Below are 15,024 nucleotides of genomic sequence, written 5' to 3'. Positions count from 1 at the left end.
GTCTCGGGGCTTGCCCCGTTTCAATTTGCGCGGGGCACGCCATATGAATAGATTCATTCTGACAGTCCGACACAATTTCTCAACTGGATTGAACATACGTGCAAGGAGCCGTTGTGACCTTCGATACTGATCCCGTGCAGTCCGAGCGCAGCCGCGACGCCCTCACCGCGGCGCACCTGTATTACATGCAGGACCTCACGATGGATGCCATCGCCCACGAGCTGCACACCTCCCGTTCCTCGGTTTCCCGCCTGCTCAGCCACGCGCGCGCGACCGGTTTGGTCGACATTCAGATCAAGTCACCACTGGACGCTCCGAGTCACCTCGAGCAGCAGATCGGCGCTCGGTTTGAAATCACCGCGCACGTCGTGCCGGTTCCCGACAGTGCGAGCGACGTCGATCGGCTCGAGCGCGTGGCGCTCTCGGTTGCACGAATTCTCGGTCAATACTTCGACTCCAACATGACCATGGGAATCGCTTGGGGTTCCACCATGAACGTAATCAGCCGGCACGTGACCCCGAAGCAAACGCACAACTCGCAGATCGTGCAGCTCAACGGTGCCGGAAACATGCGCACGACCGGTCTCGGTTACGCGAGTGAGATTCTCGGCCGCTTCGGTACGGCCTTCGGCGCGCACGTACAGCAGTTTCCGGTGCCCGCTTTCTTCGACGACCCCGCAACCAAGCAGGCGCTGTGGCGGGAGCGCAGCGTCAGCCGCCTGCTCGACAAGCAAGCCATCATGGACATCGCCCTGTTCGGCCTCGGGTCCCCCTTCTCCGGCGTGATCAGCCGCGTCTACGCCGGCGGCTACCTCGAGCAGGCGGAATTCGACGCCCTGGGCGCGGCCGGCGTGGTCGGCGACGTGGCAACCGTGTTCTATCGCGCCGACGGCTCCTCCGACGGCATCGCGCTGAACGAACGCTCTACCGGCCCGGACTTCACCGTTCTGCGCCGCACCCCCCGCCGCATCTGCGTCGTGGCCGGCCGCTCCAAGCTGGCCAGCCTGCGCGGTGCGCTCGCCGCAAAGCTCATCACTGACCTGTTCGTCGATGAGAGCACCGCCCGCGCCCTGGTCGAAGCTTCCCCGGCCCCGTGACCACTCCGGCCATTTTCAGCGGGAATAGCACGACGCACAGGCTGTTGCACTATAAATAGAAGAAGAACTTGCAGTACACGTGCTCCGGGGTCGGTGTAATTCCGAACCGGCGGTGAGAGTCCGCGACCCGTTAGCCCCTTGAGAATTTTTGAGGGGCCAAACGGTTGAGCTGGTGAAACTCCAGCACCGACGGTTAGAGTCCGGACGAGAGGCGCACGAGTCGATTGGTCCCTACGGTCAACCGACGGGATTTTGCGTGGATGCGCACACCCATACCCCGGAGCTCGTCCGAGACGGATGAGAGCGGGATGACCACGAACGCCGACCTCGACACGGGTGTGCAGGGCCCGGCTCTGCACAGCGCCATGCGCCGCGCTCTGGAACTCGCTGCCCGAGGCCCGGCTACCGGTGTGAATCCGCGAGTCGGCTGCGTCATCTTGAATACGGCGGGCGACAGCCTCGCCGAAGGCTGGCATCGAGGTGCCGGAACGGCGCACGCCGAGGTCGATGCCCTGTCGAAGCTCGACCCGGGCGCCGCCCGCGGCGGCACCGCCGTCGTCACGCTCGAACCGTGCAACCATATCGGCCGGACCGGTCCGTGCGTTGTTGCCCTGATCGAGGCTGGCGTCACACGCGTCGTGTACTCCGTGACCGACCCCGGCGAGCACTCCTGCGGCGGGGCCGCGCGGCTGCGCGGCGCTGGTATCGAGGTGCAGGGCGGCGTGCTCGCCGATGAGGGCGAGGCATTTCTCGGCGACTGGCTCGTCGCCGCTCGCCTCAGCCGCCCGTTCGTGACGCTCAAGTCGGCATCGAGTCTCGACGGCCGCGCGGCCGCGGCCGACGGCTCCAGCCGCTGGATCACCGGCGCCGCAGCCCGCCTCGACGTGCATCGGCGTCGCGCCGCCTGCGACACGATCCTGGTCGGTACCGGCACCGTGCTCACCGACGACCCGGCGCTGACCGCACGCCGTGCCGATGGCGGGCTGCTCACCCGGCAGCCCGTGCCCGTGGTGGTCGGCCGACGTGAGTTGCCGGCATCCGCTGCCCTGTTCGCGCACCCGCAGAAGCCACTGTTTTTCGACGGTCTCGATCTGCCCGGCCTGCTGGCAGACCTGCACGGCCGGGGCCTGCGCAGCGTCTTCATCGAGGGCGGACCGACCGTGGCGAGCGCCTTTGTCGCCGCCGGGCTGGTCGACGAATACCTCATCTACCTCGCGCCGACGTTGATCGGTGGGCCCCGAGTGGCCCTTGAGGACATCGGCGTGACCGCAATCGGCGAGCAGCGCCGTCTCTCTTTTCAATCCCTCGACCGGCTCGGCGACGATGTGCTCATCGTCGCCCGGCCTCTCACAATCTAAGGAACCCTATGTTCACCGGAATCATCGAGGAGCTCGGCCAGATCGAGCGCATCGATCTGACAGCGGATGCCGCCCGCCTCACCATCCGCGGCCCGCTCGTGGTCCTGGGCACCGGCCACGGCGACTCCATCGCCGTGGCCGGTGTCTGCCTCACCGTGGTGGAGCGCACCCCCGATACCTTCACCGCCGACGTCATGGCGCAGACCCTGCTCATGTCCACGCTGTCTGACGCCCGCGTCGGCTCCCCGGTCAACCTCGAGCGCGCCGCGCTTGTCGGCGGACGCCTCGGCGGCCACATCGTGCAGGGCCACATCGACGGCACGAGCACCGTGCTCGCGGTCATCCCCGGCGAGGCCTGGCGGGTGCTGCGGTTCAGCCTGAGCGCCGAACTCGCGCCGCTCGTCGTCGGTAAGGGCTCGATCGCCATCGACGGCGTCTCCCTCACCGTGAGCAATATCAGCCCGGCCACCGACGCGAGCCAGTGGTTCGAGGTGTCGCTCATTCCCGAGACACTCGCCGCCACCACCCTCGGCGAGCGCAAGGTCGGCGAACGGGTCAACATCGAGACCGATATTCTGGCCCGCCACGTCGAGCGCATGCTGGCCGTCGCCGCCGCCGCGGCAACCCCCGATTCCCAGCACGCAACCGTATCAAGGAGCGCATCATGAGCCTCGCCGATATTCCCTCCGCTCTGGACGCCCTCCGCCTCGGCCGACCGGTCATTGTCGCCGACGACGAGGGCCGCGAAAACGAGGGCGACGTCATCATCTCTGCCCAGCTCGCCACTGCGGAGTGGATCGCCTGGACCGTGCGCTTCTCCTCCGGTTTCATCTGCGCGCCGATGACCAACGAGATCGCCGACCAGCTCGACCTGCCCGTGATGGTCGCGAACAATGAAGACCCCCTCGGCACCAACTACACGGTGAGCGTCGACGCCGCCGACCGCCTGTCGACCGGCATCAGCGCCGCCGATCGCGCCCACACCCTGCGGGTGCTCGCCGACCCTGCATCGGCACCGGCGAGCCTGCACCGTCCCGGCCACATTCTGCCGCTGCGCGCCCGCGACGGCGGCGTGCGAGAGCGCGGCGGCCACACTGAAGCCGGCGTGGACCTGATGAAACTGGCCGGCCTGGTTCCGGTCGCCGCGATCGCCGAGATCGTCGCCGAGGATGGCGAGATGATGCGCCTACCCGGCCTGCTCGAACTCGGCGCGCGCGAGGGCTTGCTCGTCATCACGATCAAAGACCTGATCAGCTACCTCGACGAGGTTCACCCCGACGAAGATCTGCCGACTATCGCCCCAGTCGTCGAGGCGCCGCGGGTCGACTTCGAGGTGGAAACCACGGTGCCCACCCGGCACGGCGCCTTCCGCGTGCGCGCCTATCGGGACCGCTCCACCGGTGCCGACCACGTGGCATTCGTGGCGGGAACCCCGGTCGACGGCGCCATCGTGCGGGTGCACTCCGAGTGCCTCACCGGCGAAGCCTTCGGCTCGCTCAAATGCGAGTGCGGACCGCAGCTCGACGCCTCGCTCGACATCATCCAAGAGGAGGGCGGTGTGGTTGTCTACCTGCGCGGCCAGGAGGGGCGCGGAATCGGCCTGGTCAACAAGCTGCGTGCCTACGCGCTGCAGGAGGATGGCCTTGACACCCTTGACGCGAACATCGCGCTCGGGCTGCCGATCGACAGCCGCGATTACGGCGCGGCCACCAGCATCCTGCACGATCTGGGGTTGAATTCGGTGCGGCTGCTCACCAACAACCCGGAGAAGGTGCGTCAGCTCGAGCTGCACGGCGTAGCCGTGACCGAGCGGGTGCCGCTCGTTGTCGGAATCGGCGAATTCAACGAGGAGTACCTCGCCACCAAGCGTGACCGCATGGGTCACCACATCACGAACACCGAAATCATGAACGGAATCGCCTAATGGCCGGAACAGGTCCCGCAATCAGTGTTGACGGGCGCGGTTTGCGCGTCGTCATTGTGGCCGGGCAGTGGCACGACGCGATCACCGACGGTCTCATCGCCGGCGCCACCCGGGTGCTCGAAGCGAGCAACGCCGAGTTCTCGCTCGTGCGGGTGCCGGGCAGTTTCGAACTCCCCGTCGTCTGCAAGGCCGCTCTCGAAAACGAGGCCGACGCGGTCGTCGCCCTCGGCGTGATCATTCGCGGCGGCACCCCCCACTTCGATTTCGTGTCGAATGCGGCAACGGATGGCCTCACCCGCGTCGCGCTCGACACCGGCAAGCCCGTGGGCTTCGGCGTACTGACTCTCGACGACGAGCAGCAGGGCCTCGACCGGGCCGGCCTGCCCGGTTCGACAGAGGACAAAGGCGCGGAAGCGGCCTCCGCCGCCCTGGCCACCGCGTTGCTACTGCGGCAGCTGCGCGAGCACATCGTGTAATTTTAGGTGCCGCGGCGTCGCCTGGGCTGAACGGATGGCTCGTCTACGCAACATTTTTTCTCGCTCAGGGAATGACGTTCGGCCCGAAGGGCGCACTGCTACCGGAGCTGTTCCCGACGCGCGTGCGCTGCACCGGCTCGGCCTTCACCAATAACATGAGCTCGATTCTTGGTGCTGCCATTGACGCGTTCATCGCCCTCCGGCTGCGGACGCTCGGCGAGAGCAGCCCCTTCGGGGCGGCATCTACCTCTCGGTGATGGCCGTCATCACCCTGATCGCGCTGATCCTGAGCCGCGAAACGAAGGACCTCGACCTGCACCGGCAGGTTGTCGCTGCGTCAAAATCCGCGCCCCTCTCGCCCCGCGAAGGGGAGCGTTTCAGTTGAGGAAGAGGGCTTTGAGGCGGCGAGTGGTGAAGAACAAGCCGATCGCGATCATCGCGACGTAGTAGAGCACGTGCCAGAGCAGACCGGGGTCGACCTGACCGGTGGTCAGGCCGCGCACGAGCTCAACACCGTGCCAGAGCGGCAGCGCCTGGATCACATACTGAATGCCCTGCGGGTAGACACTCAGCGGGTAGAACGTCGCCGAGAATAGGAACATCGGCAGCAGCACAAAGTTGATCCAGTCCATCTGTTGGAAGGTCTTCATGTAGCTCGTGACCGCCATGCCAACACTCGCGAAGCCGAACGCGACGAGCAACACCGCGGGCAGGGCGAGCAGCGCCCACCACGACAGGTTGAGACCGAGCGCCTGCATGACGAGCATGAATCCGGTCGCGTAGAGCAGGCCGCGAAGCAGGGCGAGGGAAATCTCGCCGAGTGCCACGTCGAGCGGGCCGAGCGAGGTCGCCAGCATTCCCTCGTAGAGTTTGGCGAACTGCATTTTGAAGAACACGTTCCAGGTGGAGTCGTAGATCGCGCCGTTCATGGCGGCCACGGCGAGCAGGGCTGGTGCGATGAACGCCGCGTAGGGCACGCTGGCGCCCTCGACGGTCTGCACCTGCCCGATCAGCGTTCCGAGGCCGAGACCCATCGACAGCAGGTAGAAGATGGGCTCAACGAATCCGCTGAGCACAACGAGCGCGTTGGTGCTGCGCGTCGCCCGCCAGCCGCGCGCCATCACGCTGCGCGCGTTGCCGGCATACAGGCTGCCGAACAGTCGCGGCCGGCCAGCGCCTGCCGCGAGCGTCGACGGAGACAGGTGCGGCCGGGTCATTTGTTGAGCCTTCTGACCGTGAGGCGGCGGGCCCAGACCCAGCCGATGGCCAACAGTGCCGCCAGATAGAGCACGTGCACGAGGCTCAGCCAGATCGGCTCCGTCATGCCATAGGCGAAGACGCGGGAGAGCTCAGTGCCATGCCAGAGCGGTGAGATCCAGCCGATCCACTGCAGGTAGGGCGGCAACAGATCGAGCGGAAAAAACGTGCCCGAGAACAGGGTCATCGGCAGGATCACGAAGCGCTGCATCATAGCGAGCTGGCCGGTGTCGTCTTTGAGGGTAATCGTGTAGGCCATCACGAGTACGCCGAAGGCGAGGCCGGTGAGTAGCGCCACCAATACGGCGACCACACCGAGCGCCCCGGGCACCGCCCCGAAGACCAGCATGAAGACGTAGTAGATGGTGCAGGTGAGCAGCATGCGGGCCGCGACCGAGATGACGATTCCGTTGATGATCTGACCCGGCTGGATGGAGGTCGCGTTCATGCCGAAGAAGGTCGGGTTCCATTTGAAACCGAGCATGATCGGGTAGGTGAACTCCTCTGAGGCGACCGCGATCGCGCTGCTCGCGAGCAGTGCCGGAGCCAGGAACGTGAGGTAGCTCACCCCGTTGACGGCGTTGTCGCCGAGGTTGCCGTCGACAAGGCTGGCCAGGCCAACACCCATCGCGTAGAGATAGACGAGCGGGCTGCCGATTGCGGTGAACAGCACGGTCTGCGCGTACGACCGCATGACCCGAAACCGGTGCTCCGCCACGTACCAGGAGCCGTAACGCCGGGTGCGCGCCGCTGCCGCGACGGCTGCGGCGAGCGTCTCTAAACGGATGCTGTCGCTCGCGGCCCCCGCATCCCTGGCGCGGCCCACATCATTCGCGCTCACGATGTGCCGCTCATTCGATCAGGTTCCTGCCGGTGAGACGCAGAAAGACGTCTTCGAGGCTGGAGCGGCGCACGAGGCTGGTGATCGGGCGGAGGCCGGCCGCGGTCATCCGCTCTAATTCATTCTCGCCGCTATCGCTGTAGACCAAAATGCGGTCGGGCAGCACGTCGACCCGTTCGCCGAAGCCTTGAATGCGACCGGCGACCTCGGCGTTCTGGGTGGAGCCGAAGCGCACCTCGAGCACCTCGCGCGAGGAATAGCGGCGAATAAGGTCAGCCGGAGAGCCCTCAGCCATGATTCGGCCCTTGTCGACGACGACGAGGCGGTCGCAGAGCTGTTCGGCTTCGTCCATGTAATGGGTGGTGACCAGCAGGGTCGTGCCCTGCTCCTTGAGACGAAACAGGCGGTCCCAGAGAATGTGGCGCGCCTGCGGGTCGAGGCCGGTCGTTGGCTCATCGAGCAGCAGCATGCGCGGGTCGTTGATGAGTGCCCTGGCGATGGTGAGGCGGCGTTTCATGCCGCCGGAGAGGTCGTCGACCTTCGCGGTGGCCTTGTCTTCGAGCTGGGCGAACTCGAGCAACTCATCGGCGCGGCGGGCCACTCGGGCGTGCGGCAGCCCGAAGTAGCGCCCGTAGACCATCAGATTCTCCCGCACCCTGAGTTCCATGTCGAGGTTGTTCTCCTGCGGCACCACGCCGAGCTGGGAGCGAATCTCCGGACCGTACCCGTTGGGGTCGAGGCCGAGCACGCTCAGTTTGCCACTCGTGCGGGTGGAGACTGCGCCGATCATGCGCATCGTCGTGGATTTTCCTGCCCCGTTGGGGCCGAGCAGCCCAAAGGACTCCCCCGGCGCCACCTCGAAACTGATACCGTCGACGGCGACGAAATCTTGGTATCTCTTGACGAGATTCTGGGCGACGATGACAGGCTCTGGCACAGTTCCCCACTCTAGACCGCACCGGTGACATTGGGGTTCGCATCTTCGACGGTTAAGATTCAGGGGTGACTACCGCTACCCGTGCGCCCGAAACCCCCGCTCCATCCGCTTCCCCGACCGCTATGAAGCCGCCGCGCGGCCGACGCGGCCGCCCCGCCCCCACCGGGCCACGCGCGAAGTTCAGCCAGCTGCTGCCCTACCTGTTCGAGCACAAGAAGGTGCTCAGCGTCGTCATCGTATTGAGCGTGCTCGGCGCCGCCGCGAGCCTGGCCCAGCCGCTGCTCGTGAGCCAGGTCATCACGATCGTGCAGGCGAACAACCCGCTCGGCTCGCTCGTTGGCCTGCTCGTCACCCTCGTGGTGATTTCGGGTTTGATCAGCGGATACCAGCACTATCTGTTGCAGCGCACCGGCGAGGGCGTCGTGCTTTCAAGCCGTCGCAAACTGGTCGGGCGCCTACTGCGCCTGCCGATCAGCGAGTTCGACTCCCGCCGCACGGGAGACCTCGTCTCCCGGGTCGGCAGCGACACCACCCTTCTGCGCGCGGTGCTCACTCAAGGCCTGGTCGAGGCAATCGGTGGGTCGCTCACCTTCATCGGCGCGCTTGTGGCGATGCTCATCATCGACCCGGTGCTGCTCGGCCTGACCGTGCTCGTGATCGCGGTGTCGGTGGTCACTGTCACCCTGTTGTCGCGACGCATCCGTACCGCGAGCCAGGCCGCTCAGGCGAAGGTCGGCGACCTCGCCGCGAGCGTCGAGCGTGCCATCAGCGCCATTCGCACCGTGCGTGCCTCTAACGCGACCGAACGCGAAGTCACCGTGATTGAAGAAGACGCCCGTGGTGCCTGGCGCATGGGCATCAAGGTCGCCAAGATCAGCGCCCTCGTCGTGCCGATCGCCGGCATCGCTATGCAGGTGTCGTTCCTCGTTGTGCTCGGTGTCGGTGGTTTTCGCGTCGCGAGTGACGCCATCACCGTGGCCAACCTGGTCGCGTTTATTCTGTTCTTGTTCATGATGATCATGCCGCTCGGCCAGTTCTTTGGCGCGATCACCTCGGTCAACTCGGCGCTCGGAGCGCTCGGCCGCATCCAGGAGATCATCGACCTGCCCGCCGAGGACCAGTTCGACCGCGACATCGCCCCGCTCGCCATGACGGTCGGAGCGGCGAACGAGAAGGTCAACCCCGAGGCCGCTGCGATCAGCTTCGAAAACGTGCACTTCGGCTACCTGGTCGCACCGATCGAGGTGAATGCCGAAGCGGAGGCCGACGCCAGTGCGGCCGACCCCACCGATCACGCGGAACCGCGCCCGGTGCTCACCGGCGTCTCCTTCAACGCTCCACGCGGGCTGCGTACGGCGCTCGTCGGGCCGAGCGGCGCCGGCAAGAGCACCATTCTCGCCCTGATCGAACGGTTCTACGACGTCTCGGCTGGCACCGTGCGACTCGGCGGGTTGGACATCCGCTCCCTGGATCGCACCGCGCTGCGCGCTCAGATCGGTTACGTCGAACAGGACGCCCCGGTGCTCGCCGGGTCGTTGCGCGACAACCTCACCCTCGCGACGCCGGATGCCACCGACGACGAGTGCATCGCTGTGCTACACGCGGTCAACCTCGGCGAGGTGCTCGACCGCGACCCGTCCGGGCTCGGTGCGGCGGTCGGCGAATCGGGCGTGAAACTCTCCGGCGGTGAACGACAGCGGCTGGCGATAGCACGGGCGCTGCTCGCGGCCCCGCCGATTCTGTTGCTCGACGAGTCGACGTCGAGCCTCGACGGCAAGAACGAGCAGATGATGCGGGAGGCCATCGATGCCGTCGCGGCCGACCGCACGCTCATCGTGATCGCGCACCGGCTGTCGACCGTGGTGGATTCCGACCAGATCGTGGTACTCGACCACGGCCAGGTCGTCGGCGTCGGAACGCACTCCGAGCTCGTCGTATCGACGCCGCTGTACCGCGACCTGGCCAAGCACCAGCTGCTCGTTTGACCCGCTCGTCAATCGAAATGGTCAGCCTCTGCCATATCGCAGCGTCACCAGTTGAAAGGGGCGCATCTCCAGTGTGAGGGCTGCGCCGTCAGCGGCAATGATCGCGGTCTGGGAGAGGGGCCGCTCGAGTAGGTCGGTCTCATAGGCCTCGGCAGCCGGGAACGAGCGGTCGACCCGAGCCCGAGCCCGTGTTCCGTGCGCCTCGTAGAGACGAACGATTGTGTCTCCACTGCCGTCTTCGGCGAGCTTGACCGCCTCGATCACGACCGCCGCATTGTTCACTGTGAACAGCGGTTCGATCTGCGTTGCGCCGACGCCCGTTATGGTGTGCAGGGGCAGGTTCAGTCGATAGCCCTCAGACACCGCATCGGGAATACTCGCTCCGACGCGGAGCGCCACCCTCAGTTCGTGCCGCCCCTGGTCGGCAGTCGGGTCAGGATAGAGCGGCGCGCGCAGCAGGGACAGCGATACGGTGGTGCCGACGCGCGCTGTAGTTGCGCCGCCATTGGTCGCCGGAGCCGCAAAATCGGTGCGGGTAATGGAGTGGCCATAGGTGGAATCGTTCGCGACGGCGACTCCGAAGCCCGGCTCACCGACGTGCACCCAGCGGTGGGCGACGGTTTCGAAGCGGGCCGAATCCCACGAGGTGTTTGCATGGGTGGGACGGAATATATGTCCGAATTGAATTTCGGAGGCGGCCCGGTCCGCCGGCAGGTCGAGCGCGAAGTTCAGCCGCAGCAGCTTCTGCCGTTCGTGCCAGTCGATGCTGAACGTGAGGTCGATGGTGCTCGACTCGCCCGCGAGAGTGACGTCCTCGGTGACTTGAGAGGAGCCGAATTTTCGGGTGATCCGCACGCCCACCTGACCGAGTGGCAGTGCATCGAGCGCGAGCTTCTCGACCGACTCGGCGTGAGTCAGCGTCTCGAAAGAGCGTGCATGCTGGGTGTCGATGTCCCAGGCATCCCACTGGGTCGGGGTGTCTCGGTGCAGCGTGAGCAGGTTGGCCCGGGCGCCCGCCGGCACGACCTCACGGTCGGCATAGCGGTCGTAGACCGAACTGAGGAGTCCGTCGTCATCGATGATTACTCTCACCCGCCGATTCAACAGCACCCAGCCGTCGGGGGTGCGTGCAATCGTGGCCCCGGAGTGCGTATCGCGCGAGTGCGCGTGCCCGCCGAGGGCGGGCACGCCGGCACGGGCATAGGGCCCCGCATTGAGCACAACTTCGCCCTCGCCCGGCCCGCACAACGCCCGAACGGATGACACAATCACGCCCTCAAGCACCTTCGCGACCCGCGCATACTCACGCTCTGCCTGTTGGTGCACCCAGGTGATCGACGATCCCGGAAGAATGTCGTGAAATTGTTGCAGCAACACCGTCTGCCAGGCCTTCTCGAGCGCCGCGCGTGGATATTTCGCCCCGACCCGAACTGCGGCCGTCGTCGCCCACAGCTCCGCCTCCCGCAGCAGGTGCTCGCTGCGCCGGTTGCCCTGCTTGGTGCGGGCCTGTGAGGTGAGCGTGCCGCGATGAAACTCCAGATACAGTTCACCCGACCATACCGGCGGCGTCGTATACTCGGCCTCCGCCGTCTCGAAGAACCGTCGCGGGCTCGACAACGCGACCGTGGGCGATCCCTCGAGCGACGCGGTGCGGTGCGCGGCGGCGATCATCTCCTCGGTGGGCCCGCCGCCGCCGTCACCCCAGCCGAACGGCACGAGCGAGGTATTCGCCGCGCCCTTCTCCGCGAACAGTCGCTCGGCCCTGGCCAGTTCCAGGCCGGAGAGCTGCGCGTTGTAGTCGGCGACCGGTGGAAAGTGCGTGAAGATGCGGCTGCCGTCGAGGCCCTCCCACAGAAAACTGTGGTGCGGAAACACGTTCGTGTCGTTCCAGGACAGTTTCTGGGTAAGAAACCAGCGGCTGCCGACCGCCCGCACGATCTGCGGCAGCGCCGCGGAGTAGCCGAACGAATCGGGCAACCAGACCTCGAGCGGTTCCATCCCGAACTCGCGCAGAAAGAACTGTTTTCCGGCCACGAACTGCCGGGCCAGGGCCTCGCCGCCGGGCATGTTCGTGTCGGATTCGACCCACATGCCGCCAACCGGCACGACGTTGCCGGCCGCAACGGCCCGCCGCACCCGCTCAAAGAGCTCGGGGTAGAACTGCTGGAGCCAGGCGTACTGCTGCGCCGAGGAGGCCGCGAACACAAAATCGGGGTACCGATCGATTAGATCGAGTACGTTGGCGAAGGTGCGCGCGACCTTGCGCACGGTCTCGCGCACCGGCCAGAGCCAGGCACTGTCGATGTGCGCGTGACCGACGGCGTGCACCCGGTGCGCGCTCGCGTTCGCCGGGCTCGCGAGCACGTCGGCGAGGGCGGCCCGGCCGGCCACGGCCGTGCCGCCCACGTCGTCGGGGTCGAGCAGGTCGAGGCAGTGGTCGAGGGCGCGCAGAATATTCGCCCGCCGCGGTGACGCTGCGGGCAGCTCGCGGCGCAGACCATCGAGCGTAACCACGTCTTGCAGGAGGTGCCAGACCTGCGTGTCGCGCTGGGAGACATCCGCTTGACGGAGCACGTAGAGCGGTGCGGTGCCGGCGGTCGCGAGGTCGCCGAGACGGGTGGGGGTGAAGCTGAAATCGGAGGCGATATTGGGGTTGGCGGCGGCCTCGAGGTAGAGATCGATGGTGTTGCCGGTCACGGTGACCGTGCGGTTCAACGATTCCATGCCCTTCAACAGTCGACCGTCAGGGCTGTACACGATGCCCTCGGCCTGAAACCCCGGCACGGTGGTCGTGAACCCTAAGTCGATGATGACCTCGATACGGGTGTCGGCTTGTGCTGCCCACTCCGTGGGCACGATTCCGGTGAGGTGAAACCAGACGGTACCCCACGGTCGGCCCCACGGGTCACCCACAGAGAAAGGCAGAAACGGATGCGACACCGCCTGCGCAAACGACACCGGCTCCCCCGGCGCCACCCAGGCGGTGACCGTGAGCGGCGCGGTGGACCGGCAGATGGCCGGCTGCAAGCGCTCGCGAACGAAGCGGTTCAGCCGAGCCTCGACGAGTGCGCTGTCGTCATGCATGCTGGCATCCTACGGCCGCCGAGCTGCGACCGCACGGGACGGGCCACACGCAGACGGCCCCGTCACGGGAGGTGACGGGGCCGTCTGCGCTGCAAGAACTAGTCCTTGAGGTGGTAGCGCACGCTCGCGAGCTCGGCACGGAGCGCCGGCGGTACCTTGTCGCCGAATTTGTCGAAGTATTCCTCGGTGAGGTCGCACTCGGCGAGCCAGCTAGTCTGGTCGATCGCGAACAGCTGGTCCACGGCTTCCTTCGACAGGTCGAGACCGTCGAGGTTCAAGCCGTCTTCGGCCGGGAGCAGGCCGATCGGGGTGTCGACGGCAACGGCTGTTCCCTCGATGCGGCGAATCATCCACTCGAGAACCCGCGAGTTCTCACCGAATCCGGGCCAGATGAAGCCGCCATCGGGGCCCTTGCGGAACCAGTTCACCTGGAAGATGGCCGGGGCGTTCGTGCCGAGTTCCTTGCCAACCTTGAGCCAGTGACCCCAGTAGTCGGCCATGTTGTAGCCGCAGAACGGGAGCATCGCGAACGGGTCGCGGCGCAACTCACCGACGATGCCGTCAGCTGCCGCCGTCTTCTCGGACGAGACGGTGGCTCCCATGAACACGCCGTGCTTCCAGCTGCGTGCCTGGGCGACCAGTGGAACGTTGGTTGCGCGACGGCCGCCGAACACGATTGCGTCGATCGGCACGCCGCCGGCGGCTTCCCAGTCGTCAGCGATGGACGGGCACTGGGCGGCCGCAACGGTGAAGCGCGAGTTGGGGTGGGCGGCGGTACGGCCGGAGTCGGGCGTCCAGTCCTTGCCCTGCCAGTCGATGAGGTGGGCGGGGGCCTTGTCGGTGAGCCCTTCCCACCAAACATCTCCGTCGTCGCGCAGCGCGACGTTGGTGAAAATTGTGTTGCCCCACATGGTGGAGACGGCGGTCGGGTTGGTGGTTTCACCTGTTCCGGGGGCAACTCCGAAGAAGCCGGCCTCGGGGTTGATCGCCCAGAGGCGGCCGTCTTCGCCCTGGCGCAGCCAGGCGATGTCGTCGCCGATGGTCTCGACCTTCCAACCGGGAATGGTCGGGCGCAGCATCGACAGGTTCGTCTTGCCACACGCCGACGGGAAAGCGGCAGCGACGTGGAACACGCCGCCTTCCGGTGAGATCAGTTTGATGAGCAACATGTGCTCGGCCAGCCAGCCCTCATCACGTCCCATGACGGACGCGATGCGCAGCGCGAAGGACTTCTTGGAGAGCAGGGCGTTTCCACCGTAACCGGAGCCGAACGACCAGACCTCGCGCGTGTCGGGAAACTGCACGATGTACTTCTCGTCGTTGCAGGGCCATTCAACGTCGGGGCGGGTGATGCCGCTGGCGTCGACCAGCGGGTAGCCGACGCTGTGCACGGTGTGCACCCACGGGTCCCCGGCTTCGATCATGGTCAGCACGGTTTCGCCCATGCGGGTCATAATGCCCATGTTGAGCACCACGTACGGGGAATCGGTGATCTCGACGCCGAGCTGAGAGATGGGGCCGCCGAGCGGGCCCATCGAGAACGGCACGATGTACATGGTGCGGCCGCGCATGCTGCCGGCAAAGACTCCGCGCAGTTCGGCGCGCATGGCGGACGGTTCGGCCCAGTTATTGGTGGGGCCGGCATCCGCTTCATCGTTGGAGCAGATGAAGGTGCGGCCCTCGACGCGGGCGACGTCTTTCGGGTTGGTGCGAGCGAGGAAGCTGTTGGGTCGCCATTCCGGGTTGAGTCGGATCAGCTGGCCGGAGGCGACGAGCAGTTTGGAGAGATTGTTGGCCTCGCGCTTGGACCCATCGCACCAGACGATCGCGTCGGGTTCGGTCAGGCGGGCAATCTCATCGACCCAGGCCTGAAGGTTGGGGTCGGTGCTGCCCGTGCGTGACGGGTAGGCGTCCCCGTTGGTCTTGAGGGAAGAGTTCGTGAGGGTCATATTCTGGCCTTTCCGTAGTGCTCGGGTAGGTGCAAATTCATAGAACGTCGAGCTGCGTTGCTGTGTGACGACGTTGCGTGCGGCCAAGTTTTTGGTTACAAACCCAGGATGGCCCC

13 protein-coding genes and 1 riboswitch are annotated in these 15,024 nt (G+C 66.1%); of the genes, 8 read left to right on the top strand and 5 right to left on the bottom strand.

Features of this window, described 5'->3' with window-relative positions; genetic code table 11:
* Window positions 1-185 precede the first annotated feature (185 nt).
* From IWX77_RS06170 to IWX77_RS17005, 7 genes are all read left to right on the top strand, one after another.
* Window positions 186-1,097, top strand: coding sequence for a sugar-binding transcriptional regulator (locus tag IWX77_RS06170; RefSeq protein ID WP_196843730.1), 912 nt, complete (start codon window positions 186-188; stop codon window positions 1,095-1,097).
* Window positions 1,098-1,173: 76 nt separating this feature from the next.
* A riboswitch (FMN riboswitch) is annotated at window positions 1,174-1,317 on the top strand.
* Window positions 1,318-1,405: 88 nt separating this feature from the next.
* The gene (ribD, locus tag IWX77_RS06165) at window positions 1,406-2,455 is read left to right on the top strand and encodes a bifunctional diaminohydroxyphosphoribosylaminopyrimidine deaminase/5-amino-6-(5-phosphoribosylamino)uracil reductase RibD (protein WP_297413604.1); all 1,050 of its coding nucleotides are present in this window, start codon (window positions 1,406-1,408) and stop codon (window positions 2,453-2,455) included.
* Between the two features lie 8 nt (window positions 2,456-2,463).
* Window positions 2,464-3,123 (top strand): riboflavin synthase, encoded by a 660-nt coding sequence (locus IWX77_RS06160; protein WP_196843640.1) that lies wholly within the window; start codon window positions 2,464-2,466, stop codon window positions 3,121-3,123.
* Entirely contained in the window at window positions 3,120-4,379 is a 1,260-nt protein-coding gene (ribA, locus tag IWX77_RS06155; RefSeq protein ID WP_196843639.1) for a GTP cyclohydrolase II, read from the top strand. The genes IWX77_RS06160 and ribA overlap by 4 nt, the downstream gene beginning before the upstream one ends.
* The gene (gene ribH / locus IWX77_RS06150) at window positions 4,379-4,855 is read left to right on the top strand and encodes a 6,7-dimethyl-8-ribityllumazine synthase (protein WP_196843638.1); all 477 of its coding nucleotides are present in this window, start codon (window positions 4,379-4,381) and stop codon (window positions 4,853-4,855) included. The genes ribA and ribH overlap by 1 nt, the downstream gene beginning before the upstream one ends.
* Window positions 4,856-4,926: 71 nt before the next feature.
* Window positions 4,927-5,112 (top strand): hypothetical protein, encoded by a 186-nt coding sequence (locus IWX77_RS06145; protein ID WP_196843637.1) that lies wholly within the window; start codon window positions 4,927-4,929, stop codon window positions 5,110-5,112.
* Window positions 5,112-5,240, top strand: coding sequence for a hypothetical protein (locus IWX77_RS17005; protein WP_297413608.1), 129 nt, complete (start codon window positions 5,112-5,114; stop codon window positions 5,238-5,240). The genes IWX77_RS06145 and IWX77_RS17005 overlap by 1 nt, the downstream gene beginning before the upstream one ends.
* On the opposite strand, the gene IWX77_RS06140 is transcribed toward IWX77_RS17005, so the two are convergent.
* Genes IWX77_RS06140 through IWX77_RS06130 form a run of 3 tightly spaced genes read right to left on the bottom strand, consistent with a single transcriptional unit; the run spans window position 5,233 to window position 7,890 of the window.
* Window positions 5,233-6,072, bottom strand: a complete 840-nt coding sequence (locus IWX77_RS06140) for an ABC transporter permease (protein ID WP_196843636.1) — start codon at window positions 6,070-6,072, stop codon at window positions 5,233-5,235. The genes IWX77_RS17005 and IWX77_RS06140 overlap by 8 nt on opposite strands.
* Window positions 6,069-6,953 (bottom strand): ABC transporter permease, encoded by an 885-nt coding sequence (locus tag IWX77_RS06135; RefSeq protein ID WP_327012083.1) that lies wholly within the window; start codon window positions 6,951-6,953, stop codon window positions 6,069-6,071. Before IWX77_RS06135 ends, IWX77_RS06140 begins: the two co-directional genes overlap by 4 nt.
* A gap of 10 nt (window positions 6,954-6,963) precedes the next feature.
* Window positions 6,964-7,890, bottom strand: a complete 927-nt coding sequence (locus tag IWX77_RS06130) for an ABC transporter ATP-binding protein (RefSeq protein ID WP_196843635.1) — start codon at window positions 7,888-7,890, stop codon at window positions 6,964-6,966.
* Window positions 7,891-8,012: 122 nt separating this feature from the next.
* On the opposite strand from IWX77_RS06130, the gene IWX77_RS06125 reads away from it, so the two are divergent.
* Window positions 8,013-9,875 carry an ABC transporter ATP-binding protein gene (locus tag IWX77_RS06125; RefSeq protein ID WP_196843727.1) on the top strand — a complete coding sequence of 621 codons (1,863 nt, stop codon included), beginning with the start codon at window positions 8,013-8,015 and terminating at the stop codon, window positions 9,873-9,875.
* Window positions 9,876-9,896: 21 nt separating this feature from the next.
* Here IWX77_RS06125 and IWX77_RS06120 read toward each other — a convergent pair whose 3' ends face one another.
* Both IWX77_RS06120 and IWX77_RS06115 read right to left on the bottom strand, forming a co-directional pair.
* Entirely contained in the window at window positions 9,897-12,959 is a 3,063-nt protein-coding gene (locus tag IWX77_RS06120) for an alpha-mannosidase (RefSeq protein WP_196843634.1), read from the bottom strand.
* A gap of 98 nt (window positions 12,960-13,057) precedes the next feature.
* Window positions 13,058-14,908 (bottom strand): phosphoenolpyruvate carboxykinase (GTP), encoded by a 1,851-nt coding sequence (locus IWX77_RS06115; RefSeq protein ID WP_196843633.1) that lies wholly within the window; start codon window positions 14,906-14,908, stop codon window positions 13,058-13,060.
* Window positions 14,909-15,024 lie beyond the last annotated feature (116 nt).

It is taken from the genome of Cryobacterium sp. CAN_C2, assembly GCF_015751745.1.
Taxonomy (GTDB): domain Bacteria; phylum Actinomycetota; class Actinomycetes; order Actinomycetales; family Microbacteriaceae; genus Cryobacterium.
This window is presented reverse-complemented; position numbering and strand designations above follow the sequence as displayed.

What these genes read in the sequence shown, in the direction of transcription:
- IWX77_RS17005 (WP_297413608.1), top strand. Translation starts at nt 5,112, where the DNA reads ATGGCCGTCATCACCCTGATCGCGCTGATCCTGAGCCGCGAAACGAAG.
- ribH (WP_196843638.1), top strand. Translation starts at nt 4,379, where the DNA reads ATGGCCGGAACAGGTCCCGCAATCAGTGTTGACGGGCGCGGTTTGCGC.
- IWX77_RS06125 (WP_196843727.1), top strand. Translation starts at nt 8,013, where the DNA reads ATGAAGCCGCCGCGCGGCCGACGCGGCCGCCCCGCCCCCACCGGGCCA.
- ribD (WP_297413604.1), top strand. Translation starts at nt 1,406, where the DNA reads ATGACCACGAACGCCGACCTCGACACGGGTGTGCAGGGCCCGGCTCTG.
- IWX77_RS06115 (WP_196843633.1), bottom strand. Translation starts at nt 14,908, where the DNA reads ATGACCCTCACGAACTCTTCCCTCAAGACCAACGGGGACGCCTACCCG.
- IWX77_RS06170 (WP_196843730.1), top strand. Translation starts at nt 186, where the DNA reads ATGCAGGACCTCACGATGGATGCCATCGCCCACGAGCTGCACACCTCC.
- IWX77_RS06145 (WP_196843637.1), top strand. Translation starts at nt 4,927, where the DNA reads ATGACGTTCGGCCCGAAGGGCGCACTGCTACCGGAGCTGTTCCCGACG.
- IWX77_RS06160 (WP_196843640.1), top strand. Translation starts at nt 2,464, where the DNA reads ATGTTCACCGGAATCATCGAGGAGCTCGGCCAGATCGAGCGCATCGAT.
- IWX77_RS06120 (WP_196843634.1), bottom strand. Translation starts at nt 12,959, where the DNA reads ATGCATGACGACAGCGCACTCGTCGAGGCTCGGCTGAACCGCTTCGTT.
- ribA (WP_196843639.1), top strand. Translation starts at nt 3,120, where the DNA reads ATGAGCCTCGCCGATATTCCCTCCGCTCTGGACGCCCTCCGCCTCGGC.
- IWX77_RS06140 (WP_196843636.1), bottom strand. Translation starts at nt 6,072, where the DNA reads ATGACCCGGCCGCACCTGTCTCCGTCGACGCTCGCGGCAGGCGCTGGC.